Consider the following 23,690-nt stretch of genomic DNA (forward strand, 5'->3'; position numbering starts at 1 on the left):
ACCGCTCACCCGCACACGACTTGACCTGCCCCACCCTCGCCACACCACAACCAACGAGACAGACACACCAAAGTCACTGGCATTGGCCCTAGGACCGACCCCGGCCGGACTTCGCCCGGATTTTCGCCCGGATTACTGAGCGACCGGGCCCGGGGAGTCGCACTCCCCGGGCCCTCGGACAAGCGGACGTCCGGACACCCGGACGGGTCAGGCCTGGCCCTCGGCCGCCTGCTCCTGCGCCACCTTGCGCTTCACCTCGGCCATGTCCAGCTTCCTGGCCTGGCCGATCAGGTCCTCGAACACCGACTCCGGCAGCGCACCGGCCTGCGAGAAGACGAGCACGCCCTCACGGACGATCGCCAGCGTGGGGATCGACTGGATCCCGAACGCGGAGGCCAGCTCCTGCTGCGCCTCGGTGTCCACCTTGGCGAAGACGAGGTCCGCGTGGCGCTCGGCCGCCTTCTCGTACACCGGGGCGAACTGGCGGCACGGCCCGCACCACCCGGCCCAGAAGTCGATGAAGACGAAGTCCTGGCCCTCCGGGCCCGGGACGATGTCGTCGAAGTTCTCCTTGGTCAGCTCGACCGTGCTGCTCATCTCGCGATTCCTTCCCTTCCGGAGGCGGCGCTGCCGATCACGTGCTCGCGACAACCGTGCGCCCCGACGGGGTATTCCGGAGCCGCGCGCCGGTGGCCGCCTCTGCCAGCAGCCCCCCGCCGGTTCAGCGCCCGGGCGCCGCTCACGGCGTGGAGCGGAAACCCCACGGGTGGGAGACCTCGTACGCCGCCAGCCGCTCGATCCGGGCCGGCCCCTGCACGCCGGGCCAGCGCGGGTTCGGCGTGCCGTCGCCGGTCAGGTGCTCCCGTCGCCAGACGCCGTTCCAGCCGACCCGCAGGGCGGGTTCGAAGCTGTGCCACCGTCCGCACGGGCACGGCTGCCGTACCCAGGCGCAGGTCCGGCAGAGTTCGGCCAGGCCGTGGCCGGTCGAGCGCGACAGCACCGGCCCCTCGTCCCCGCAGGCCGGGCAGCCGTGCAGTTCGACGCCGTCCAGCAGCGCGTTCTGCCGCCGGACGTAGTCGGGCAGCCGCAGCGGCGGGTGGAGGAAGGGGTCCGCCCGCCAGGCCGCGTCCGGTGCGCCCCACCAGGGGCGGTTCCACCACACCGGCTCGGTCGGTTGCCGCCGCCCGGCCCGCTTCTCCGCCCGGCGCCGCGCCTCGTACTCCCGCGCCCCGGCCAGCCACAGGACCCGCGCCTCGTGCAGCTCCTCCACGGCCCGCACCAGCGAGTCCGGGTCGGTCTCCATCAGCCGGGGCATCCGGGCGCTGAGCGTGAGGTGGTGGTAGGTGGCCCGGAAGCCGTACGGCGCGAAGCAGGTCAGGCAGGTCCGCAGGGCGTTGAGCCGCCGGCGCACCGGCAGCCGCTCGTCGTGCACCCGGGCCCGGTGGGTCAGGAAGCTGGTCACGGCTGCCCCGCGGCGACATCGAGGGCCGGCTGCATGCGTATCACCGGGCGATCATGCCGGACGGCCCGCCGGTCCGGCCAAGGCATTACCCCGCGTCCGCCGCGATCCGGGCCAGGACCCGGCCGCAGCGCCGGGCGAAGGCCCGCTGCGCGAGCGGCAGCAGTGGCCCCGCCAGCCGGGCGTACCGGGCGACCGGACGGCTGAAGGCGGTCACGCTGAACCAGACCGCCCCGTCCGCCTCCAGTTCGACCAGGAACGTTTCTTCGCCGCACGCCAGATGGCCGGCCCGGGTGCCGTAGGTGAAGCCGTACCGGTCCGGGCCGTCGACGGTGGCCAGCACCCGGTTGGGGGCGCCGGCCCGGAGCGGGCCGACGCCGATCGCGCAGTGCACGGCGACGCCGGGGGCGGCCCGGTCCGCGTCGGCGTCGATCCGCACGCCGGCCAGCCGGTGCATCCGCCAGCCGAGCAGGGCGGCCCCGGCCACCTCCAGGGCGGGGCGGCCCCGGCCGACGAGCGCCCGGTGCCGCAGGTGGCGGTACCCGCCGGGCAGGTGGCCGGTGGCGCTGGCGCCCTGCTCCGGGTAGCTGAGGTCGGTCATCGGTGGTCCTCCGTGGTGGTGATCCGGCGCCAGGCGAGCAGCGAGCAGAGCGCGAACCCGAGCGCGTTGCCGACGCCGTGGGTGGCGGCCATCCAGGCCAGGGTGGGGTGGGGGAGCCCGGACGCCTGGCCGAGGGCCCACCACAGGGCGAGCAGCATGGTGAGGGCGAGGACGGCCGAGGAGGCGGTGAGCAGCCGGGCGGTGACCGGGTCGGCGGCGCGCGGCCGCAGGTCGCGCCAGGTGACCAGGCCGACCAGCCACATCCCGGTGGTGAGCACGCAGGCCCCGGCGAACTGGACCCAGGCGCCGAGGAAGTACCCGGCGAGCACCAGCAGCGTCCCGGCCGGCACGCTGAGCGCGGCGCAGCGGGCGGCGCCGGAACCCGCCCGGGTGCTGCGGCAGACCAGCCCGGCGACGAGGGCGGCGGTGAATCCGGCGTAGTGGAAGTGCGGGACGGTCAGCGCCAGGACGTGCGGTTCGAAGCCGAACAGCGGGTAGCCGGAGCGCTCGGCGACCAGGGCGGTGCCGGCCACCGCCGGGGCGGCGAGCGAGGTGAGGACGGCGAGTTCGGCGGGCGCGAGCGAGCGGGTCCGGCGCAGCCGCAGCGGTGCGTGGAGGGCGACGGCCAGGGTGCCGAGCGCGTAGAGGGCGGCGCTGCCGGTGGCGAGGCCGCCGCGCGGGAGCCAGAGCGAGAGCGCGCCGGGGACGGCGGCGAGCGGCCAGAGCCGGCGGACGCGGGCGAGGCCGGGTTCGCCGATCAGGGCGAGGCCGAGCGGGACGACGGCGCCCATGCCGAGCAGGACCAGCAGGTTCACCAGCTCCGTCGTGCCCTTGCCCATGCCGGAAGCACCTCCTTGAACGTGTTCAAACCTTGGTCGTGGACGACTCTACGCCGCAGAGTTGAACGCGTTCAACTTGCTTCTGGTCCGCCTGCCCTGGTGTTCACGGTGGGTGCGGCGCACTCTGGAGGAGTAACCGGAGGAGTAATCGATGGAGGTGATCCGCCATGCAGACTCTGGTCGGTTGGCACATCGAGATGGAGTTCCGCGAGGACGGCCCGCGCACGACCGCCGCGGCCATGCTGCGGCTGCGCGACGGCAGGGAACTACGGGCCCACGGCTACAGCAGCCGCCACCCCTCGGACCCGGAACAGCTGCGGGTCGGCGAGGAGATCGCGGGGGCCAGAGCCCTCAACGACCTGGCCTCGCAGCTGCTCACCAAGGCCCACGGCGAGATCCAGGAGGTCAGCCCGGTCCCGACCCACCCGCTGACGTGAGCGCCCCGCACCCGGACGGCGGCCACGCCGGCGGCCGGGCGCACCGTCCGCGCATCCCGCTGATCTGCCCGCGCTGCGGGCACGAACAGCGGGTCGTGCCCGGCGGCCCCGACCGGTCGGTCAGGGTCGTGCACGTGGCGACGGGCCGGGAGGCGTGCGAACCCGGGGACCTGGCGAAGGCGCCGGACGACGGGCCCTGAGAGCGGTCCCCGGCAGCGCGAACGCTTCACCACGCGAACGGCGCCGGGGGCCGGGCACGTCCGTGCCCGGCCCCCGGCCCTCGGCGCCACCAGGTCGCCCGACGGAGTCAGTTGACGCAGTACGTCGTCGGCAGCTGCCACTCGGGCCCGACCAGCCGCTGCTCCAGCTCGTTGAGCGTGATCCGGATGCCGACCGTCCCGGCCAGCCCGACCCGGAACCGGCTGCGGGCCAGCACGATCAGCGCCGTCAGGCCGTACTTGTTGATCAGCGAGGTGCGGTAGCGGGCGGTGTCGTCCGGGTCGCAGAGCCGTGCGCGGGCCGGCACCGGGCGTCCGGTCGGGCGCCCGTGGGCGTCGCACGGGCCGACCAGCACCCGGGGGTGGCGCCGGATCCGTTCGGCCTCCCCGGAGTGGGCCGGGGTCCAGACGCCGAGCGCGGTGCCGTCGGGCACCACCCAGATCTGCGAGTCCTGGCGGGTGCCGTCCTCGCCGAAGGTGGTGAGCAGGAGGTATCTGTTGTCGGCGAGCTGGTCGGATCGGTCGTGCATCTGTCCTCCCTCTGGCGTGGGGGCCGGGGCCGCGGGTCAGTGCCCGTGGCCCTCGGTGATCTCGCGGCACTCCTCGGCGGCGGGCTCGGCGATCCGGGCGTGTTCGCCGTGGAATCCGCGGGACAGCCGGGCGCGGGTGCGGCTGAGCACGCCCGCGCTCCGGGCGACTCCATTCTCGTCGACGGGGGCCGCCAGTTCGAGGGGGCGGGGCTGCTCGTGTGCGGTGAGCCGGTGCAGTTCGGCGGGCGCGAGCCCGGCGTGCACCTCGGTGAACTCGCCGTGCGGCAGGCGCCTGACGACGCCGGTCTCGCGTCCGTGCAGCACCTTGTCGCGGTCGCGGCGCTGGAGGCCGAGGCACCAGCGCTTGGTGATGACGAAGACGGCCACCGGGACGGCGAAGAAGCCGATCCGCACCGCGTAGGTGATGGCGTTGAGCGACAGGTGCAGATGGGTGGCGATGAGGTCGTTGCCGCCGCCGGCCAGCATCACCAGGTAGAGGCTGATCCAGGCGGCACCGAGCGCGGTGCGGACGGGCGCGTTGCGCGGCCGGTCCAGCAGGTGGTGTTCGCGCTTGTCGTCGGTCACCCAGCTCTCGATGAACGGGTGGACCGCGATCGCGCCGAGGATCACCGGGAACAGCGTGAACGGGATCAGCACGCCGAGGTTGAGGGTGTGCCCCCAGAGCCCGACCTCCCAGCCGGGCATCACCCGGATCAGGCCCTCGGCGAAGCCCATGTACCAGTCGGGCTGGGCGTCGGTGGAGACCTGGTCGGGGCGGTACGGGCCGTACGCCCAGATCGGGTTGATGGTGGCGACGGCGGACATCAGCGCGACGATGCCGAAGACCAGGAAGAAGAACCCGCCGGCCTTGGCCAGGTAGACCGGCATCAGCGGCATGCCGACGACGTTCTTCTCGGTCCTTCCGGGCCCGGTCCACTGGGTGTGCTTGTGGTGGAAGACCAGGATCAGGTGCGCCACCAGCAGGCCGAGCATGATGCCGGGCACGAGCAGCACGTGGACGGTGAAGAACCGCGGGATGATGTCGTGCCCGGGGAACTCGCCACCGAACAGGAACATCTGGACGTAGGTGCCGACCAGCGGGATGGCCAGTACCACGCCCTCGATGAACCGGATGCCGGTGCCGGAGAGCAGGTCGTCCGGGAGCGAGTAGCCGAAGAAGCCGTCCAGCATGCCGAGGAAGAGCAGCAGGAAGCCGAAGACCCAGTTGACCTCGCGCGGCTTGCGGAACGCACCGGTGAAGAAGACCCGCATCATGTGCACGAACATGGCCGCGACGAAGACGACGGCGGCCCAGTGGTGGATCTGCCGGATCAGCAGCCCGCCGCGGACCTCGAAGCTGATGTCCACCGTGGAGGCGTAGGCCTGCGACATGGGCACGCCCTTGAGCGGGACGTACGAGCCGTCGTAGATCACCTCGCCCATGGAGGGCTTGAAGAACAGGGTCAGCCAGACGCCGGTCAGGATGATGATCAGGAAGGTGTACAGGCAGATCTCGCCCAGCATGAAGGACCAGTGGTCCGGGAAGATCTTGCGCAGGTTGGCCCTGGCCAGGGTGTGGATCCCCAGCCGGCCATCCGCCCAGTCGACGGCCCGCCGCCCCCGTCCTGGGTTCTGATTCCGGGTCATGTGCACGCACCTCAGTCGGAAGGAAGTGGGGATCATTCCCCGCTTCTCGCTGAGGTCACCATAATCGGGGAGTGATCCCCACTTCTACCCGGGGCGGCTGTGACCCAGACCCGGAACCGCAGACCCCGAAGCGACGGCGCCGTCGACGGTCGGCCCCGGAACCGCCGGCCCCGGAAACGGCGAGCGGCCGCCCGCGCTGTCCGGCGGTCCGGTGGGCGTCATCGTTGGCCACTCCTCGAAGGAGTTGAGCCACGACGCGCAGCCCACCATCGACTACAGCGTCGGAACCAACTTTGGTTGGGCCGAGTCGATGGACCCGGTGCTCCTGGGGGTGTCCGTGACGCAGGCGACGCATACGACGATGGGAGGACGGCGACCAAGACGTGGGGGACCGTATACGTCAGCAACTGGGCCCCGGTCCTCTACCAACCCGGGGCACCGGTGCAGGACATCAGGGAGCCGTAGCAGTGCTGGACCGATCGTGACCCAGCACCGCTTCACAGGGGGTCGAAGGAGGAAAATGAGCTGCGCGAGGGGTATCTCCGGGAAGCTTCGCGCCGTTGTCGCGGGTTTGGCGTTCAGCGCCTGCGCGTGCACCACGGTGTCCGGGCAGACCGGCACCGGCGCCGGGGCGACTCCCGCGCCGACGGTGTCGGACCGGTCCGGCCAGATGACGCAGTTGATCCTGCAAACGGCCAAGGAGAGAGGGACGGCGCCTGCCGGTGACGTGTTCACGGAGCTTCGGTTCAGCAACGGCTACGGGCCGGAGCTGATCTGGCAGGCGGAGAAGACCGGTGACATCTGTACGGCTTCGGATCGGGTGCTGTCCCGAGGCTGCGTGCCGCTCGCGGAGATTGCCAAGCGGCCGACGCCAGGAGTCGGCACCTTCATCGGTGCCAGCCTGTTCGAAGGCAACTGGTCGGTGCTGTTGATGGCCAACGGTGAAACGGTCGATCGCCTCTCGTGTCAGGGGCGGGACTTCCCGGTCCAGACCGGGTACTCGATTCCCCTGGACGGCGTGCTCCACACCGTCTACACCGTCGCCATCCCCAGGAACCTCCAGGGCCAGTACCGGGTGGCCGTCCAGCGGGATGGTCAGTCTGCCGAGGAACGACTCGACATCAACATGGAGGAGAACTACGGCAACGCCGCTGTGCAGTGCTGAGCGGCCGACCGTGACCCTGCGGTGCCCCGCCTCCCAGCCCGGGAGGCGGGGCACCGCCTTGTCGTCTGCCGGGTGGGGGTGGGGCCAACGCGCCCGGCCCCGGAAACGGCGAGCGGCCCGCCCGGCGCCCCAGGAAGGGGACACCGGACGGGCCGCGTACGCACCCGAGTAACCCGCAGGCGTCAGTGCACCATCACCGGCACCTCGTCGTTCTTCGCCGCACCGGCGCCCGAAGCCGACGCCGCGTCCGGGCGACCGGCGTTCACGAGGGTGAAGGCGATCGCGGAGGCCGCCACCAGGATCCCGAAGGACACCCAGATCGCGGTCGTGAAGCCGTGCACCATGCCCTGGAACTGCAGGGCCTGGGCGGCCGCCGGCGACGAGGCGGCCGCGGCGGTCGCGTGCGAGGCCAGCCAACTGGTGGTGGCGCTGGCCGCGATGGTGTTCAGCAGCGCGGTGCCGATGGCGCCGCCGACCTGCTGCGAGGTGTTGACCATCGCCGAGGCGACGCCCGCGTCGCGCGGCTGGACGCCGTGCGTGGCCAGGCTCATCGCCGGCATGAACGCGGTGCCCATGCCGAGGCCCATCAGGACCAGGCCGGGCAGGATCAGCATCGGGTAGGAGGTGTCCAGACCGATGTTGCTCAGCAGCAGCATGCCGATCGAGGCGACCAGGAAGCCGGGGGCCATCAGGAACCGCGCCGGGACGCGGGTCATCAGCCGGGCGCCGATCTGGGTCGAGCCGGTGATCATGCCCGCCACCATCGGCAGGAACGCGACGCCGGTCAGCACCGGGCTGTAGCCGCGCACGAGCTGCAGGTAGTAGGTCAGGAACAGGAACAGGCCGAACATGCCGATCACGGCCAGGCCGAGCGACAGGTACACCCCGCCGCGGTTGCGGTCCAGCACCACGCGCAGCGGCAGCAGCGGGGCCTTGACCCGGCGCTCCACCAGGACGAACGCGGTCAGCAGCACGACGGCCGCGACGAACAGCGCCAGCGTGCTGGCGGCCGTCCAGCCGCTGGACTCGGCGCGGGTGAAGCCGTACACCAGCGAGACCAGGCCGGTGGTCACCAGCAGCACGCCGGGGACGTCCAGCCGGTTGCGGTTGCGGCCCTCGGCGGGCTCGCGGATCACCAGGACGGCGCCCGCGGCGGCGACGATGGCGAACGGGACGTTGACGAAGAAGGTCCAGCGCCAGTTCATGTACTCGGTCAGCAGGCCGCCGAGGATCAGGCCGATCGCGCCACCGCCACCGGCGATCGCGCCGTAGATGCCGAAGGCCTTGGCGCGCTCCTTGGCCTCGGTGAAGGTCACCGCCAGCAGCGACAGCGCGGCCGGGGCGAGCAGCGCGCCGAACACGCCCTGGAGGGCGCGGGCGCCGAGCAGCATCGCGGTGTTGGCCGCGGCGCCGCCGAGCGCGGAGGCGAGTGCGAAGCCGGCCAGGCCGACCACGAAGGTCCGCTTGCGGCCCCAGAGGTCCGCGATCCGGCCGCCGAACAGCAGCAGGCCGCCGAAGGCCAGCGCGTAGGCGGTGATCACCCACTGGCGGTTGCCGTCGGAGATGCCCAGGTCCCGCTGGGCGGACGGCAGGGCGATGTTCACGATGGTGGCGTCCAGGACGACCATCAGCTGGGCGAGGCCGATGAATATCAGCGCCTTCCAGCGCCGGGGATCGGGCAGCGTCGCCGCTCGGGCGTCGGTTTCAGGCATGGGGGTACTCACTTCAGGGTGCGTGGCGTGCGACAGGGTTCGACCGCCGTACGGGGACGGCTGGTCGCCGTACGGGGGCGTGCGTCGGTGCGGGGCGTGCGGGGATCGGCTCCTGGCGGGCCGGTGGTCGGCGCGGTCCGGAGGGTGGGTCGGTCGGTCGGGGTACCGCTGGTGGGTCAGTGGTGGGGTTGGAAGTCCTCGAAGGTCGCGGCCCGGCCGGGCAGCACCGAACGGGCCGGCGTGCGCAGCCCGTCCAGGAACAGCTGCAGGTGCCGGTGGACGAAGTCGTCGAGCAGCCGGCAGGACGTCCCCGGCAGCGGCCGGGTCAGCTGGCTGATCGCGATGAACAGGTCTCCGTGGTCGACGTCCGCCCGCAGCTCACCCGCCGCCCGGGCGCGCTCCATCAGACCGCTCACGGCGGCCGTCAGGCGCTCGCGGGCCTCGGTGAGGTCCGGGTCGAACGGGTCGACGTGGCTGGTGAACATCGGGCAGAGCGCGCCGAGCTTCTCCGCGACGGTCGCGTGCGCGAACCGCTGCAGGGCGTCGAACGGGACGCCGTCAGGGGCGTCCGCCTCGACCGTCGCCGTCTCGGCGAGGGCCAGGATACGGCTCTTGACGAGCAGCGCCACCTCGCGGACCAGCGCCGAGCGGTCCGGGAAGTTCCGGTACAGCGTGGCGTTGCCGACCCCGGCCCGCTTCGCGATCTCGTCCAGCGGCACGTCCGCGCCGTGCTCGACGAAGGCGTCGCGAGCCGCCAGGACGATCCGCTCCCGGTTGCGGGTCGCGTCAGCGCGCAGCTTGGGCGCACGGACGCTCTCCACGGGTCGGACCGGCTCGGTGGCGGCGGTGGTCACGGCGACTGCTCCTTCAGGATACCGGGGAAGTTCTCCCCGCTTCTGCCTACGAAAGACCAAACGGGGATTCCCTCCCCGGAAATTTCGCCTTTCGCTGTGACCTGGGTCACATTTCCCGTGCCACTCTTCCGAGCCACCCGCAACGAGCCCCCGGTCCGGACCGGCGCTGTCTGATCGTGGCTCTACGGTCACAGGCATGAGCCCCGACCCAGGAATGAGCGTCGAGATCGACGGCCCCGACCGACCGCAGTTGCTGACCGAAGAATTCGAGGAACTCGCCCGGCTCGCAGCCCGCACGATCGAAGGAGTCCGGTTGGAGTTCCTCAACGGGAGGCTGGGAGTCAAGCCCCTGCGGGACGGCAGCCACGGCCGGGTCCTCGAATGGCTGGTCCGCAGCTGCCTCCAGGCGCGGCCTGAGCTCTGGCTGCACAGCCATGGCCTGAGGGTCCAGGGTGCCCGAGGCGGCCGCGCGCACCCCGACGGCATGCTGGCGCCCTCCGAGGCCCTCACCGGGCAGGGGGAGTGGGTGGGCGCGGACGAGGCGCTGATGGTTGCCGAAGTCACCTCTTACGAATCCGTGGCCGACCATCGCGTCCGCGTCGAGAAGCCGCGCGCCTACGCCGAGACCGGCATCCCCGTCTACCTGTTGATCGACCGCGACTCCGCCGAGGTCACCGTCTACAGCCAGCCCGACGGCGTCCGTTACGAGACCGCGCAGATCCTCCCGTTCGGCAAGACCGTCCACCTCCCCGAGCCGGTGGGGATCTCGCTGGACACCGAGCCGCTCAAGAACTGGGTGCGCTGATCCCGGCCATGCCTCCCGGAACGCGCTACGCCCGTCGGATCAGGGCCTCCCTTTCGGATCACGCCGGGCGCGCGACGCCGGAGCACGCACCTCGCCGCGTTGTCGTCGGTCGCCGATGGCCCCCAGCCTCTGGCCGGGAGGTGCCCCCACCGCATGGACTCCCTCCTCCGCCTTGCGATGCACGCACTCCGACGCCGCGCGCTGATCCGACGTGATCCGAAAGGGAGGCCCTAGGCTGTGGGCGTCCCGGGCGGCCGGTGGGTCGTGGGAGTCGGGAGGGGCCCGGCGGCCGGGGGGCGAGGAGGTCCGCGATGGGCAGCGGTGAGACCGCCAAGGTGCGCTGCGTGGCGGCCGTTCCGTGCTGGGTGAGCCTGACGGCCCGGGACCTGGAGGGGGCGAAGGCGTTCTACGGGCCGCTGCTCGGCTGGGAGTTCGAGCCGGCGCCGGACCGCTTCGGCCCGTACCTGCACGCGGTGACCGGCGGGGAGGCGGTGGCCGGGCTGGGGGTCGCGGGCAGCGACTGGGCGATGCCGGTGGCGTGGACCAGCTACTTCGGTACGGAGAGCGCGGACGAGGCCGCCGACGCGGTGCGCGAGCGCGGCGCGACCCTGGCGGTGGGCCCGCTGGCCTTCGACGCCGGGCGGGTGGCCTTCGCGGCGGACCCGGCCGGGGCGGTGTTCGGCATCTGGGAGGGCCCGCTGGGCCGGGCCCGGCGGCTGGACCTGCCGGGCGCGCCGGTCTGGATCGAGCTGCGCACGCCGGACCCGTTCGCGGCGGCGCTGTTCTACGGGCAGGTGTTCCGCTGGGACGGCCGTGACCCGGAGCGGTTCGACGTCCGCTGGGAGCACGACCGGGTGGTGCTGCGGGCGGAGGGCCACAGTGTCGCCGCGCTGGCGAGGGAGCAGGCGGGCGGTGCGGCGGGGCTGCCGCCGCACTGGGAGGTGTCCTTCGCCGTCCCGGACGCCGACCGGGCGCTGGCCCGGGCCGTGGAGCTGGGCGGTTCGGCGGTGGGGGCCGCCTTCGACTCCCCGTACGGGCGGGTGGCCCGGTTGCAGGACCGGGAGGGCGGCCGCTTCGCGGTGATCAGCCCGAAGAACTGAGGCTCACGGCCCCGCTGCGCCCGCTTCGGCGGGCCCGGCGCCCTCAAGGCCCTCGGCGTCCTCGGCGGTTTCCGCGCGTTCGGCCCGCAGCCGGTCGCCGAGGGCGGCGCGGGCGGTGGCGGGCAGGGCCTTGCGGGCGGCCGGGAAGAGCTGCTTCTCCTCGACGGCGAGGTGGCGCCGCAGGGTGTCGGCGAGGCCGCGCAGCAGGGTGTCGAAGGCCGGGTCGGCCGGGCCGAGGCCCTGGAGGTCGGAGAGGTACTGCCCGATCGCCAGGTGCTCGTGGATGCTGCCGAACACCAGCGCCCCGCCGTCCGGCACGTCGTGCTGCACGAGCGGGAAGAGGTGTTCCTCCTCGGCCGCGCAGTGGGTGAACAGCAGGTCGGTCAGCCGGGCCAGCAGGTCGGTGCGCTCGGCGGCGCCGGCGGGCGTCCGTTCGATCCGGTCGAGCAGCTCGGTGACCGCCCGGTGGTCGGCGGTGAACTCGCCGAGGATGTCCGGCCTGCGGCTCATGGCGTGCCCGCCTCTCGCACGGATCGTGGCCCCCGCTCCTTCCAGTATCCGGCGTCGGGCACCACGCCGGTCGCCGCAGGTCGGGGCCGCTCGCGCCACGCCGACCGCCGGAGATCACCCCAGCCGCGCCGCACCCCAGCCGTGTCAGGGCCGGTCGCGCCGCCCGGTGAGGGCGAGCAGGCGGGTCTGCGGGCCGGCGTCGTCGGGGATGGGCAGGGGCGGGTCGAACAGGCCGCTCCCGGAGAGGTCCCCGTAGCCGGCGAACTCGCCGAGGGCGAAGTCGACGAGTTCCGCCGGGAGCCGGGTGTGCCGTCCGATGGCTTCGGCGAGGTCCCAGCTGTGGATGACGAGGTCGGTGGTGAGCTGGTCCAGGTAGTACTGCCCGGAGACGTCCCCGAAGGAGAGGTGGACGGTGAGTTCGGTGGCGCCGGGGACGGCGAAGGCGTCCCGGGCGGCGTCGGCGGCTTCCGTCCAGGCGGTGACCGGGTCGTCGCCGAGGACGTCGCCGTCGAAGCGGCCGCCGACTTCGGAGATGGTGGCGCCCATCAGCAGTTCGGGGATCCACAGCTGTTCGCCGGTGAGGTGGTTGACGAGCTCGCGGACGGACCAGTCGGCGCACGGGGTGGGGGCGTCCCACTGGCGGGGGGTGGTCAGCCGGACGCGTTCGCCGAAGGCGGCGAGGGCCTCGGGGTAGGGCGTGCCGGGTGTCGCGGTCCGCCGGTGCTGCCTGCGTTGAGCCATGTCTCCACCCTGCCCCGGGCGGGGTCGGGCCCGCGAGTTGTCCACGACCCGTCAGTTGTTCAAATTCGAACTCCAAGGTACGGTCGAGGAGTGGCCGGTTCAAATTTGAACAATAGCTGCGGGGCGACCCGCCCGGCCGCGCCACCACACCCCTACGACCGATCCCGATCGATGGAGACGCGCATGCCGAGCAGCAGCCCGAGCACGACCGCCCCCACCACCACCGTCCTCCCGGGCCGGGTGACCCCCGACTCCGTGACGACCTCCCCGCACGCCTACGACGCCGGACTCCTGCTCCTGCGTCTGGCCCTCGGCCTGACGATGGCCGCGCACGGCAGCCAGAAGCTGTTCGGCTGGTTCGGCGGCGGCGGGATCGACGGCACCGGTCAGTTCTTCACCATGAGCGGCTACCCGGCGGGCAACGCCATGGCCGTGGTCGCCGGCCTCACCGAGACGCTCGGCGGACTCGCCCTCGCCGTCGGCCTGCTGACCCCGCTGGCGGGTGCCGCGATCGTCGGCACGATGGTCAACGCGATCGCCGTCACCTGGGGCGGCGGATTCTTCGCCCCGAAGGGCAGCGAGTACGAGCTGCTGCTCACGGCGGGTGCCGCCGCGCTCGCCCTGACCGGTCCGGGCCGCTACGCCGTGGACCGCTTCCTCCCGGTGCTGCGCGCGCACCGACTGGCGTACGGCGCGGCGGCGGTCCTGGTCGGCCTGGTGACGGCGGGCGTGATCCTGCTGCTGCGGAAGTAGCCGAGCGGGGCGTCAACCCCCAAGCGCAGGGGCCGTGCCGGCGATTCGCCGGCACGGCCCCTGCGTCGTTCCTCCGCGAATCGCTCACAGGAGCGGGGCTATCCAACGTCATGTGATGTGTGCCATGGTACATGTCACACTCCCCACCGTGTGCACGACGGAACCGCCCACGAGGCGCCGTCGCCAACGGTCCTCACCACCCCACCGGCCGCACCCCCAATGCGGCCGACGACGGCCCGGAGGCCCCCACGTGAGTTCCGCGCGTCTGCTGCGACTCCCGCAGCTGGCAAGGCTGTTAGTACTCGCCCTGACCATGTTCCTGACGATCGGCCTGTTCGCCCCACAGAGCAAGGCCGCTCCCGCCGCCGTCCCCGGCGGCGCGTCCGCCCCCACCACCCCCGCCGGACCGGCGCCGCAGCCCGCCGTCGGCGCCCCCGAACGCGGCCACACCGACCGGCAGTTCGCCTCTGCCGACCAGCGGGCCCCGCTCCCGCTCGACACCCGGCCGGCCGAGGCCCGGCCGACCGCCAAGGCCTTCTCCCTCGGCGCGGCGGCCGCACAGCCCTGCAACGTCGGCGACTTCACCGGCCGGACGGGCGGCGACCTGGTCCAGCACATCAAGGCCGCCGACATCCAGTGCATCAACGGGCTCTTCCAGCTCACCGGCGCGGACGCGAGGGGCGCGTTCCGTGAGGAGCAGATGACCACCGTGGCGTACGCGCTGCGCGACGCGTCCGGCAGCTACCCGGGCGACAACTCGACCTCCGTCGAGCAACTGGTGCTGTACCTGCGCGCCGGGTACTTCGCGCAGTGGTACCACAAGGACGACGTCGGCACCTACGGCACCGCCCTCCAGACGGCGATCCGTTCCGGGCTGGACGCCTTCTTCGGCGGCGCGCACGTGCGGGACGTCGCCGCGGGCAACGCACCCATCCTGGGCGAGGCCGTCACCCTGATCGACAGCGCGCAGGAGAACATCCGCTACCTCCCGGTGGTCAAGCAGCTGCTGAACGACTACAGCAGCGCCACCTGGAACCCGGCCGGCATGGCCTGGGCGGTGAACCCGGTCTTCACGGTGCTGTTCCGCGGCCACCAGGTGACCGGCTTCGACGCGGCGGTCGAGGCCGACCCGAGCGTGCTCGACGCGCTGTCCGGCTTCGCGACCCGCAACAACGACCAGCTCGGTGGCGACTTCGGCGTGCTGGTCTACAACGCGGCCAAGGAGCTGACCCGCTTCCTGAAGGACGCGGCGCTCCAGCCCAAGGTCCGTCCGCTCGCCAAGTCGCTGGTCGCGCAGTCCGCGCCGAACGGTCGCACCGTCTACCAGTGGGCCGCGGTCGCGGACGGGGTCGGCTACTACGACGCCGCCAACTGCGCCTACTACGGCACCTGCAACGCCTCCGACCAGCTCAAGGCGGGCGTGCTGACGGTCAGCTACACCTGCAGCCCGAGCATCAAGCTGATCGCCCAGGCGCTGGACAACACCCAGCTGGGCACCGCCTGCACCAGCCTCACCGGCCAGGACGCGTACTTCCACTCGGTGGTGCGCGACAACGGCCCGGTCAAGGACGACAGCAACACCACGATCGAGGTGGTGGTCTTCCACTCCTCCCTGGACTACCAGGTGCTGGCCGCGGCCATCTACGGCATCGACACCAACAACGGCGGCATGTACCTGGAGGGCGACCCGGCCAAGGCCGGTAACCAGCCGCGCTTCCTCTGCTACGAGGCCGAGTGGGCCCGCCCGTCGTTCGAGATCTGGAACCTCAACCACGAGTACACCCACTACCTCGACGGCCGGTTCGACATGTACGGCGACTTCAACGCCGGCATGACCACCCCGACCGTCTGGTGGGTCGAGGGCTTCGCCGAGTACATCTCGTACTCGTACCGCAAGGTGACCAACGACGCCGCCATCGCGGCGGCCGCCCGGCACACCTACAAGCTGAGCGACCTCTTCGACACCGCCTACGGTGACCAGGACCGGGTCTACCGCTGGGGCTACCTCGCCGTCCGCTACATGCTGGAGCAGCACCGCGGCGACCTGGACTCCGTCCTCGCCAAGTACCGGGCGGGCGACTGGGCCGGCGCCCGCACCCTGCTCAAGACCACCATCGGCACCCGCTACGACGCCGGCTTCGACAGCTGGCTGACGGCGTGCGCCAACGGCGCCTGCGCCTCCGGGGGCGGCACGCCCACCCAGCCGCAGCTGCCGGAGTGCGCCGGCACCGACATCCGCAAGCTGGACGCCAACTGCGCCCGCAGCAACATCGCGGCGACCACCGGCAACTACGCGCACTTCTACCTCCTGGTGCCGGCCGGCACCAAGCAGGTGAAGGTCACCACCAGCGGCGGCACCGGCAACGGCGACCTCTACTACAACCCGGCCTCCTGGGCGTACACCGACGCCAGCACGGCGCACTCGTCGGGTCCGGACAACTCCGAGACCCTGACGATCACCAACCCGCCGGCCGGCTACGTCTACTTCAGCCTCTACGCCCAGCAGGGCTTCAGCGGGGTGACCGTCACGAGCGAACTCTGACCGGACGCTCGTCGAGCGACCGAAACACGGACAGGTGACCGCCCCGGCGGAGCGCTTCGGCGCCCCGCCGGGGCGGGTCCGTTCCCGCTGGCGGCTACTCGCCGATCCGGACCAGCGCCAGGGTGATGTTGTCCGGCCCGCCGGCCGCGATCGCCGCCTTCCAGAGCTCGAACGCGGCCCTCCCGTCGGCGCGGTCGGAGCCGTCGTGCGGCCGGGCGAGCAGCGCGGCCAGCTCCTCCTCCGGCACCGGGTCGGTCAGGCCGTCGCTGCACACCAGGTAGCGGTCGCCGGCGGCCAGCGGTGCGGCGCGCACGTGCGGTTCGACGAAGGTCAGTCCGAGCGAGCCGCCCAGGGTCTGGGTGACCACCGAGGTGGTGCGCCGGCCGGGCGGCAGCGGCGGGCTGTCGTCCACGCTCACCCGGTGCAGCCCGTCCGGGGTGACCTGGTAGACCCGGCTGTCGCCCACGTTGAAGGCCACCGCCCGGCCGGGCAGCAGCACCAGGCCGGCCACCGTGGTGCCCATCGCGGCCAGCTCGGGTTCGCCGGCGGCGGCCGCGTACACCGCCCGGTTGCAGTCCTGGAGTTCCTCCCGGACGGCCTCCTCGCTGTCCAGTCCGGCGCCGTCGGCGGCCAGTCGGCGGGCCACCAGGGCGCTGGCGACCTCGCCGCCGGGGTGGCCGCCCAGGCCGTCCGCCACGGCGACCACGCAGGGCGGGCCGAGCGGGAACAGCAGGGTCTGCGGGTTGCCGGTCACGGTGGCGCAGAGTGTCCACGGCCCGACCGTGAGGCTGTCCTCGTTGTGCTGGCGCACCAGGCCCTCGTGGCTCAGCGCACTCACCGCGATGTACGTCGCCATCGGTTCGCCGCCCTTCCGGAGCTCCCCCCTCAAGTGTGGGCGGGAATAACGATCCGCACCCGGGTGCTAAGGTGGTTGAAAGTTTAACGATCTGCCCCGAGAACCCCGTGCGCCCCGAGCGCCCGGGCGAGGGGCCGACCTGGAGTGTGGTGAGCAGCATGCAGTTCGGAATCTTCACCGTCGGCGACGTCACCCCCGACCCGACCACCGGCCGCACCCCGAGCGAGCACGAGCGGATCAAGGCCATGGTGGCCATCGCGCGCAAGGCCGAGGAGGTCGGCCTCGACGTCTTCGCGACCGGCGAGCACCACAACCCGCCGTTCGTCCCGTCCTCGCCGACGACCATGCTCGGCTACATCGCCGCGCAGACCGACCGCATCATCCTCTCCACCTCGACCACGCTGATCACCACCAACGACCCGGTGAAGATCGCCGAGGACTTCGCGATGCTCCAGCACCTCGCCGACGGCCGGGTGGACCTCATGATGGGCCGCGGCAACACCGGCCCGGTCTACCCGTGGTTCGGCAAGGACATCCGCCAGGGCATCCCGCTCGCGATCGAGAACTACGCGCTGCTGCACCAGCTCTGGCGCGAGGAGGTGGTGGACTGGCAGGGCCGCTTCCGCACCCCGCTGCAGTCCTTCACCTCCACCCCGCGCCCGCTGGACGGCGTCGCGCCGTTCGTCTGGCACGGCTCGATCCGCAGCCCGGAGATCGCCGAGCAGGCCGCCTACTACGGGGACGGCTTCTTCGCGAACAACATCTTCTGGCCCAAGGAGCACTTCCAGAAGCTGGTCGACCTCTACCGCGAGCGCTACGCCCACTACGGCCACGGCACGCCCGAGCAGGCGTACGTCGGCCTCGGCGGGCAGGTGTTCATGCGGCGCAACTCGCAGGACGCGGTGCGGGAGTTCCGCCCGTACTTCGACAACGCGCCGGTGTACGGGCACGGGCCCTCGCTGGAGGAGTTCACCGAGCAGACCCCGCTGACCGTGGGCAGCCCGCAGGAGGTCATCGAGAAGACGCTGGCCTTCCGCGAGTCCTTCGGCGACTACCAGCGCCAGCTGTTCCTGATGGACCACGCCGGCCTGCCGCTGAAGACCGTGCTGGAGCAGCTGGACCTGCTCGGCGAGGAGGTCGTGCCGGTGCTGCGCGAGGAGTTCGCCAGGAACCGCCCGGCCGCGGTGCCGGACGGGCCGACGCACGCCGCGCGGGTCGCGGCCCGCAACGAGGAGTCCGTCGACGGGGAGTCCCTCGGTGGGAAGTCCGTCGGCGGGGAGACCATGGAGGTGGCCAAGTGACCGCGTACCGGCTGGTGGTGGTGAGCGCCGGGCTGAGCAAGCCGTCCTCGACCCGGCTGCTGGCCGATCGCCTCTACGATTCGACGGTCCGTCAACTGTCCGGTGGTGGGCGACAGGTGGACGTCACGGTGGTCGAACTGCGCGACCTGGCCACGGAGATCGCCCACCACTTCGTCACCGGCTTCCCCGGCGCGGCGCTGCGCGGGGCGATCGACGCGGTGACCGGGGCGGACGCGGTGATCGCGGTGACGCCGATCTTCACCGCCTCCTACAGCGGCCTGTTCAAGTCGTTCTTCGACCTGGTCGACCACGACGCGCTCACCGGCAAGCCGGTGCTGATCGCCGCCACCGGCGGCACGCCCCGGCACTCGCTCGCCCTGGAGCACGCCGTCCGGCCACTGTTCAGCTACCTGCGCGCGGTGGTGGTGCCGACCGCCGTCTACGCGGCCACCGGCGACTGGGGCGCGGCGGGGGACGGGCTCACCGACGGCCTCCCGGGCCGGATCGACCGCGCGGCGGGCGAACTGGCGGCCCTGCTGGCCGGCCGCGGCCCGGCGGCGCCGGCGCTGCCCGAACAGGTGGTGCCGTTCGCCGAGCAACTGGCGGCCCTGCGCGGCTGACAGCCGGGGTGGAAGGGGCGGGCGCGTGACGGCGCGTCCGCCCCTTCCGCGTGCCCACCGGCCGCGGGCGCCCCCGAACGGCCTCGGCGGACGGCGCGTCCGGGAGGGCCGTTCGGGGGAGTGCCGCCCGCGCCGAATGGTCCGCTATGGGGTGTAATCGTACGCATGATCAGATGTCCGCTGGTCCGTCACGCCGTCGGCCCGCCCGGCCGGCGGCAGCCGCGGCACGCTGACCACCGGCCATGAGCGGGACGCCGCCCGGCCTCCCGCGCCACCGTGGAGGAACCCTCGCCATGCAGGCCGAACCGCAAGCCGTGCTCTCCCCGCTGACCAGCGCGGCGGTCTTCCTGGTCCTCACCGTCGAGCCCGGCGGCGAGGACGCCGTCCGCGACCTGCTGCCCGACCTCGCCGGGCTGCGCCGCGCGGTCGGCTTCCGGGCCCCCGAGGGCGGCCTCACCTGCGTCACCGGCATCGGCTCGGACGCCTGGGACCGCCTCTTCGACGGCCCCAGGCCGGCCGACCTGCACCCCTTCCGGGAGGTGGCCGGCACCCGCCACCGGGCCCCGGCCACTCCCGGCGACCTGCTGCTGCACCTGCGGGCCGCCCGGATGGACCTCTGCTTCGAGCTGGCCGGCCGGCTCACCGGCCGGCTGGCCGGGGCGGCCACCGTGGTGGACTCCGTCCAGGGCTTCAAGTACTTCGACGACCGGGACCTGCTCGGCTTCGTCGACGGCACCGAGAACCCCGAGGGCCGGGCCGCCGAGACCGCCGCCGTGGTCGGCGCCGAGGACCAGGCCTTCACCGGCGGCAGCTACGTCATCGTCCAGAAGTACCTGCACGACCTGGACGCGTGGAACGCGCTGAGCGTCGAGGACCAGGAACGGGCGGTCGGCCGCACCAAGCTCACCGACATCGAGTTCGACGACGACGCCAAACCGGCCGACTCGCACGTCGCGCTCAGCACCGTGACCGGGCCTGGCGGCGAGCAGCGGCAGATCGTCCGCTACAACATGGCCTTCGGCTCGTTCGACCGCGGCGGCGAGTTCGGCACCTACTTCATCGGCTACGCACGCGATCCGGAGGTGACCGAGGAGATGCTGCGCAACATGTTCGTGGGCCGCCCGCCCGGCACCACCGACCGGCTGCTCGACTTCTCCACCGCCGTCACCGGCTCGCTGTTCTTCGTCCCGACCGCCGACTTCCTCGGCGCCCCGCCGCCCGCGCCGTCGGCGCCCCCGGTGCGGTCGGCGCCGCCCGCTCCGCCCGCGCCGAGTGCTCCCCCCGCGACCGGCTCGCTCGGCATCGGCAGCCTGCGCGGCACGCCCTGAACCGGACCTCCCGACAAGGACCCGCACCATGAACAACCTGCACCGCGACCTCGCCCCCGTCTCCGCCGCAGCCTGGGCGGAGATCGAGGAGGAGGCCCGCCAGACCTTCAAGCTCCACATCGCCGGCCGCCGCGTGGTCGACCTGAACGGCCCCGACGGCTCCACCCTCGCCGCCGTCGGCACCGGCCACCTGACCGGCATCGAACCGCCCGCCGACGGCGTCCAGGCCCACGCCCGCGCCGCCCAGCCGGTGGTCGAGCTGCGCGTCCCCTTCACCGTCCGCCGCGAGGCCGTCGACGACGTCGAGCGCGGCTCCCGCGACTCCGACTGGCAGCCGGTGAAGGACGCCGCCCGCACCATCGCCCTCGCCGAGGACCGCGCCGTCTTCGAGGGCTACCGCGCCGCCGCCATCGAGGGCATCCGGGCCGGCTCCACCAACCCGCCGGTCCGGCTCCCCGAGGACGTCCGCGAGTACCCCGAGGCCGTCAGCCGCGCCCTCACCGCGCTGCGCCTGGCCGGCGTCGGCGGCCCCTACTCGCTCCTGCTCGGCGCGGACACCTTCACCGCCGTCAACGAGACCAGCGACCACGGCTACCCCGTCCACAACCACCTCGCCCGCCTCCTCGACGGGGACATCATCTGGGCCCCCGCCATCGAGGGCGCCCTCCTCCTCTCCACCCGGGGCGGCGACTTCGAACTCTTCCTCGGCCAGGACGTCTCCGTCGGCTACCTCTCCCACGACGCCGACACCGTGCGGCTCTACCTCCAGGAGTCCCTCACCTTCCGCGTCTACACGGGGGAGGCCGCCGTGGTGCTGGCCGCATGAGGGCGCTGAGGGCGCCCTGAGGCCCAGCGCACACCGGGAAGGGTACTGAGTTCCTTTACCAGGGGTACTGAGTGCCGTATCCTCTTCGTGGAGCCTCCGACACCAGTCGAAGAGCGCCGACACGGTATGCCGGTCCAGGTGGCGCTCAGGGCGCGCAGGGCGCGGCCGGGCCGGGATTGGCACTCAGTACCCTCGGCATGACGTGAGGCCATCGACCAGTGCGACCGTGACAGGAGAACCACTCATGAGCTTGAGGATCGTCGTCTGTGTGAAGTACGTGCCGGACGCGACGGGTGACCGTCGGTTCGCGGACGACCACACCACCGACCGGGAGGGTGTGGACGGCCTTCTGTCGGAGCTCGACGAGTACGGCGTGGAGCAGGCGCTGCGGATCGCGGCGGCGAACGAGGGTGCCGAGGTGACGGTGCTGACGGTCGGGCCGGACGATGCGAAGGACGCGCTGCGCAAGGCGCTGTCGATGGGTGCGGACAAGGCCGTGCACGTGAACGACGAGGACATCCACGGTTCGGATGTGATCGGGACGTCGGCGGTGCTGGCGAAGGCGCTGGAGAAGACCGGGTTCGACCTGGTGATCGGTGGGATGGCGTCGACGGACGGTTCGATGGGTGTGCTGCCGGCGCTGCTGGCGGAGCGGCTGGGCGTGGCGCAGGTGACGTTGCTGTCCGAGGTGTCGGTCGAGGGCGGTGTGGTGCGGGGCCGTCGTGACGGTGACGCGGCGACCGAGCTGGTGGAGGCGGCGCTGCCGGCGGTGGTGTCGGTGACGGATCAGTCGGGTGAGGCCCGGTACCCGTCGTTCAAGGGGATCATGGCGGCGAAGAAGAAGCCGGTCCAGTCGCTGGACCTGGACGATCTGGGCATCGAGGCCGACGAGGTCGGTCTGGCGGGTGCGTGGACGGCGGTGGAGTCGGTGGCGGCGCGTCCGGCGCGGACCGCGGGCACGGTCGTCAAGGACGAGGGCGAGGGCGGCAAGCAGCTCGCCGGCTTCCTCGCGGACCAGAAGTTCATCTGAGCCGGCCCGGCCGAGCCACCCACCCCCTGCCACAGCGAAACACGGAGACATTGAGCAATGGCTGAGATTCTCGTCCTGGTGGACCACGCCGACGGTGTGGTCCGCAAGCCGGCCCTCGAACTGCTGACCCTGGCCCGCCGGATCGGCGAGCCGTCCGCGGTCGTGCTGGGCGCCGGCGCCGCCGCCGCCGGCATCGCGGCCAAGGCCGCCGAGTACGGCGCGGCCAAGGTGTACGTCGCCGAGGGCGCCGAGTTCGCCGACCAGCTGGTCGTCCCCAAGGTGGACGCCCTCACCCAGATCGCCAAGGCCGGCGACGCCGCCGCCGTCCTGGTCACCTCCTCCGGCGAGGGCAAGGAGATCGCCGCCCGCGTCGCACTGCGGCTCGGCTCCGGCATCATCACCGACGCCATCGACCTGCGCGCGGGCGACAGCGGCCCGGTCGCCACCCAGTCGGTGTTCGCCGCCTCGTACACCGTCGACTCGCGCGTCAGCAACGGCGTGCCGGTCATCACGGTCAAGCCGAACGCGGTGGCCCCCGAGGCCGTTGCGGGCGCGGGTGCGGTGGAGAACGTGGCGGTGGAGTTCACCGGGAACGCGGCCAAGGTCACCTCGCGCACCCCGCGGGTCTCGACCGGCCGTCCGGAGCTGACCGAGGCCGCGATCGTGGTCTCGGGCGGCCGTGGCGTCGGCGAGGCGGCCGGCTTCGGCGTCGTCGAGGAGCTCGCGGACGTGCTGGGCGCGGCCGTCGGCGCCTCGCGTGCCGCCGTCGACGCGGGCTGGTACCCGCACAGCAACCAGGTCGGCCAGACCGGCAAGCAGGTCTCGCCGCAGCTGTACGTGGCGAACGGCATCTCGGGCGCCATCCAGCACCGGGCGGGCATGCAGACCTCGAAGACCATCGTCGCGGTCAACAAGGACCCGGAGGCCCCGATCTTCGAGCTGGCGGACTACGGCGTGGTCGGCGACCTGTTCGCCGTGCTGCCGCAGTTGACCGCCGAGGTGAAGTCCCGCAAGGGCTGATCCCCGCGCACGACAGTGGGAGGGCGTGGCACCGAGTACCCGGTGCCACGCCCTCCGGCGTGTGGCGGACGCTATCCGCCGTGCGGTGGACGCTATTCGGCGAAGGCCGCGAGGTGCTGGGTGAACCCGCCCTGGACGGGCGGCAGCGGGCGCGGCTCGACGTCCACCGGCGGCTGCGGCCCCTCCATCGGCAGCAGCCGCAGCTCGGGCTGCTCGGAGCCGGGGGCGGACAGCAGCCGCACCCGCGTCCCGACCGGGACGGTGCTGCGCAGCCCGTCGACGATGCACCAGACGTCGAAGCCCTCGGTCATCCGGATCAGGGACTTCTGGCGGACCAGCGGCGTCCGGGCCTGCTCGACCTCGCAGCGCCGGACGACGCCGGTGCCCTCGCTGGGCTCCAGCCGCAGCTCGGTGGAGCCGCAGGTGGGGCAGAGCAGCCGCTGGAAGGTCGGGTTGCAGCACCACGAGCAGCGCTGGAAGTACAGCGTGGTGCTCCGGGTGTCGGCATCGATGGCTGAGTGGACCACGCTGTCATCTCCCTGCGCTCGGACCGGCTTGTTCGGCAGAAGTTCGGCAGAAAAAAGGATAGGGAACTCAGTGCCGCCATGTGAAGGCACTGAGTTCCCTTTTTGCCGCGTGGGTGCATAATGAAGGGTACTGAGTACCGTCGTGAAACAGGAGTGGCGATCATGAGCCAGGAGTTCGATCTCTTCCGTATCTCCGAGGAGCACGAGATGCTCCGTGAGGCGGTGCGTTCGCTGGCTGAGGCGAAGATCGCTCCGTTCGCGGCGGAGGT

25 protein-coding genes are annotated in these 23,690 nt (G+C 72.3%); 13 read left to right on the plus strand and 12 right to left on the minus strand.

The genetic code is table 11. The features are described from left to right. Nucleotides 1-207: 207 nt before the first annotated feature. From ACFWPI_RS37470 to ACFWPI_RS37485, 4 genes are all read right to left on the minus strand, one after another. Nucleotides 208-651, minus strand: coding sequence for a thioredoxin family protein (locus ACFWPI_RS37470; protein ID WP_380380810.1), 444 nt, complete (start codon nucleotides 649-651; stop codon nucleotides 208-210). 88 nt (nucleotides 652-739) lie between these two features. Beyond that, nucleotides 740-1,462, minus strand: a complete 723-nt coding sequence (locus ACFWPI_RS37475; RefSeq protein WP_380380808.1) for a hypothetical protein — start codon at nucleotides 1,460-1,462, stop codon at nucleotides 740-742. A gap of 85 nt (nucleotides 1,463-1,547) precedes the next feature. Further along, entirely contained in the window at nucleotides 1,548-2,060 is a 513-nt protein-coding gene (locus tag ACFWPI_RS37480) for a DUF1990 domain-containing protein (protein WP_363371254.1), read from the minus strand. Beyond that, nucleotides 2,057-2,899, minus strand: coding sequence for a YndJ family protein (locus tag ACFWPI_RS37485; RefSeq protein ID WP_380380805.1), 843 nt, complete (start codon nucleotides 2,897-2,899; stop codon nucleotides 2,057-2,059). The genes ACFWPI_RS37480 and ACFWPI_RS37485 overlap by 4 nt, the downstream gene beginning before the upstream one ends. Nucleotides 2,900-3,066: 167 nt before the next feature. Between ACFWPI_RS37485 and ACFWPI_RS37490 the strand changes: the two genes are divergently transcribed. Beyond that, nucleotides 3,067-3,336, plus strand: a complete 270-nt coding sequence (locus ACFWPI_RS37490; protein WP_063346968.1) for a DUF1876 domain-containing protein — start codon at nucleotides 3,067-3,069, stop codon at nucleotides 3,334-3,336. Beyond that, nucleotides 3,333-3,536 carry a hypothetical protein gene (locus ACFWPI_RS37495; protein ID WP_380380803.1) on the plus strand — a complete coding sequence of 68 codons (204 nt, stop codon included), beginning with the start codon at nucleotides 3,333-3,335 and terminating at the stop codon, nucleotides 3,534-3,536. Before ACFWPI_RS37490 ends, ACFWPI_RS37495 begins: the two co-directional genes overlap by 4 nt. A 107-nt stretch (nucleotides 3,537-3,643) precedes the next feature. On the opposite strand, the gene ACFWPI_RS37500 is transcribed toward ACFWPI_RS37495, so the two are convergent. Both ACFWPI_RS37500 and ACFWPI_RS37505 read right to left on the minus strand, forming a co-directional pair. Continuing rightward, on the minus strand, nucleotides 3,644-4,084 hold the full coding sequence (locus ACFWPI_RS37500; protein ID WP_363371258.1) for a PPOX class F420-dependent oxidoreductase: 441 nt from the start codon (nucleotides 4,082-4,084) through the stop codon (nucleotides 3,644-3,646). 36 nt (nucleotides 4,085-4,120) lie between these two features. Then, nucleotides 4,121-5,731, minus strand: a complete 1,611-nt coding sequence (locus ACFWPI_RS37505; protein ID WP_380380801.1) for a cytochrome bc complex cytochrome b subunit — start codon at nucleotides 5,729-5,731, stop codon at nucleotides 4,121-4,123. 520 nt (nucleotides 5,732-6,251) lie between these two features. Between ACFWPI_RS37505 and ACFWPI_RS37510 the strand changes: the two genes are divergently transcribed. Next, nucleotides 6,252-6,896 carry a hypothetical protein gene (locus ACFWPI_RS37510; RefSeq protein ID WP_380380799.1) on the plus strand — a complete coding sequence of 215 codons (645 nt, stop codon included), beginning with the start codon at nucleotides 6,252-6,254 and terminating at the stop codon, nucleotides 6,894-6,896. 182 nt (nucleotides 6,897-7,078) lie between these two features. Here ACFWPI_RS37510 and ACFWPI_RS37515 read toward each other — a convergent pair whose 3' ends face one another. After that, nucleotides 7,079-8,608: an MFS transporter gene (locus ACFWPI_RS37515; protein ID WP_380380842.1), complete on the minus strand. Its 1,530-nt coding sequence runs from the start codon at nucleotides 8,606-8,608 to the stop codon at nucleotides 7,079-7,081. A gap of 176 nt (nucleotides 8,609-8,784) precedes the next feature. Then, entirely contained in the window at nucleotides 8,785-9,462 is a 678-nt protein-coding gene (locus ACFWPI_RS37520) for a TetR/AcrR family transcriptional regulator (RefSeq protein WP_380380844.1), read from the minus strand. A 196-nt stretch (nucleotides 9,463-9,658) separates the two neighbouring features. Here ACFWPI_RS37520 and ACFWPI_RS37525 point away from each other — a divergent pair, with 196 nt between their 5' ends. Further along, a complete protein-coding gene (locus tag ACFWPI_RS37525; RefSeq protein ID WP_380380846.1) occupies nucleotides 9,659-10,267 on the plus strand; it encodes a Uma2 family endonuclease in 609 nt (202 codons plus the stop codon). 311 nt (nucleotides 10,268-10,578) lie between these two features. After that, a complete protein-coding gene (locus ACFWPI_RS37530) occupies nucleotides 10,579-11,367 on the plus strand; it encodes a VOC family protein (RefSeq protein WP_380380848.1) in 789 nt (262 codons plus the stop codon). Nucleotides 11,368-11,370: 3 nt separating this feature from the next. On the opposite strand, the gene ACFWPI_RS37535 is transcribed toward ACFWPI_RS37530, so the two are convergent. Next, nucleotides 11,371-11,877 (minus strand): hemerythrin domain-containing protein, encoded by a 507-nt coding sequence (locus tag ACFWPI_RS37535; RefSeq protein WP_380380850.1) that lies wholly within the window; start codon nucleotides 11,875-11,877, stop codon nucleotides 11,371-11,373. Nucleotides 11,878-12,021: 144 nt separating this feature from the next. Beyond that, the gene (locus ACFWPI_RS37540) at nucleotides 12,022-12,618 is read right to left on the minus strand and encodes a TIGR03086 family metal-binding protein (protein ID WP_380380852.1); all 597 of its coding nucleotides are present in this window, start codon (nucleotides 12,616-12,618) and stop codon (nucleotides 12,022-12,024) included. Nucleotides 12,619-12,801: 183 nt separating this feature from the next. On the opposite strand from ACFWPI_RS37540, the gene ACFWPI_RS37545 reads away from it, so the two are divergent. Both ACFWPI_RS37545 and ACFWPI_RS37550 read left to right on the plus strand, forming a co-directional pair. Then, on the plus strand, nucleotides 12,802-13,371 hold the full coding sequence (locus ACFWPI_RS37545; protein ID WP_380380854.1) for a DoxX family protein: 570 nt from the start codon (nucleotides 12,802-12,804) through the stop codon (nucleotides 13,369-13,371). A gap of 313 nt (nucleotides 13,372-13,684) precedes the next feature. Then, on the plus strand, nucleotides 13,685-15,913 hold the full coding sequence (locus ACFWPI_RS37550) for a M9 family metallopeptidase (protein WP_380380747.1): 2,229 nt from the start codon (nucleotides 13,685-13,687) through the stop codon (nucleotides 15,911-15,913). A gap of 94 nt (nucleotides 15,914-16,007) precedes the next feature. Here the strand turns inward: ACFWPI_RS37550 and ACFWPI_RS37555 are convergent, their stop codons facing one another. Then, the gene (locus ACFWPI_RS37555; protein ID WP_380380745.1) at nucleotides 16,008-16,769 is read right to left on the minus strand and encodes a PP2C family protein-serine/threonine phosphatase; all 762 of its coding nucleotides are present in this window, start codon (nucleotides 16,767-16,769) and stop codon (nucleotides 16,008-16,010) included. Nucleotides 16,770-16,927: 158 nt separating this feature from the next. On the opposite strand from ACFWPI_RS37555, the gene ACFWPI_RS37560 reads away from it, so the two are divergent. The 6 genes from ACFWPI_RS37560 to ACFWPI_RS37585 all read left to right on the plus strand — a co-directional run bounded on the left by ACFWPI_RS37560 (nucleotide 16,928) and on the right by ACFWPI_RS37585 (nucleotide 22,894). Further along, on the plus strand, nucleotides 16,928-18,070 hold the full coding sequence (locus ACFWPI_RS37560) for an LLM class flavin-dependent oxidoreductase (protein WP_380380743.1): 1,143 nt from the start codon (nucleotides 16,928-16,930) through the stop codon (nucleotides 18,068-18,070). Beyond that, entirely contained in the window at nucleotides 18,067-18,690 is a 624-nt protein-coding gene (locus tag ACFWPI_RS37565; RefSeq protein ID WP_380380741.1) for an FMN reductase, read from the plus strand. The genes ACFWPI_RS37560 and ACFWPI_RS37565 overlap by 4 nt, the downstream gene beginning before the upstream one ends. Before the next feature lie 293 nt (nucleotides 18,691-18,983). Beyond that, nucleotides 18,984-20,018 carry a Dyp-type peroxidase gene (locus tag ACFWPI_RS37570; protein WP_380380739.1) on the plus strand — a complete coding sequence of 345 codons (1,035 nt, stop codon included), beginning with the start codon at nucleotides 18,984-18,986 and terminating at the stop codon, nucleotides 20,016-20,018. A 28-nt stretch (nucleotides 20,019-20,046) separates the two neighbouring features. Continuing rightward, on the plus strand, nucleotides 20,047-20,844 hold the full coding sequence (locus ACFWPI_RS37575; RefSeq protein ID WP_363371484.1) for a family 1 encapsulin nanocompartment shell protein: 798 nt from the start codon (nucleotides 20,047-20,049) through the stop codon (nucleotides 20,842-20,844). Nucleotides 20,845-21,088: 244 nt separating this feature from the next. Continuing rightward, nucleotides 21,089-21,874 carry an electron transfer flavoprotein subunit beta/FixA family protein gene (locus ACFWPI_RS37580; protein WP_079135488.1) on the plus strand — a complete coding sequence of 262 codons (786 nt, stop codon included), beginning with the start codon at nucleotides 21,089-21,091 and terminating at the stop codon, nucleotides 21,872-21,874. A gap of 57 nt (nucleotides 21,875-21,931) precedes the next feature. Continuing rightward, nucleotides 21,932-22,894, plus strand: a complete 963-nt coding sequence (locus ACFWPI_RS37585; protein WP_380425326.1) for an electron transfer flavoprotein subunit alpha/FixB family protein — start codon at nucleotides 21,932-21,934, stop codon at nucleotides 22,892-22,894. Between the two features lie 92 nt (nucleotides 22,895-22,986). On the opposite strand, the gene ACFWPI_RS37590 is transcribed toward ACFWPI_RS37585, so the two are convergent. Then, nucleotides 22,987-23,421: a hypothetical protein gene (locus ACFWPI_RS37590; protein WP_380381132.1), complete on the minus strand. Its 435-nt coding sequence runs from the start codon at nucleotides 23,419-23,421 to the stop codon at nucleotides 22,987-22,989. Nucleotides 23,422-23,690: the final 269 nt, after the last annotated feature.

The organism is Kitasatospora sp. NPDC058492 (assembly GCF_042720685.1).
Classification (GTDB): Bacteria; Actinomycetota; Actinomycetes; order Streptomycetales; family Streptomycetaceae; genus Kitasatospora.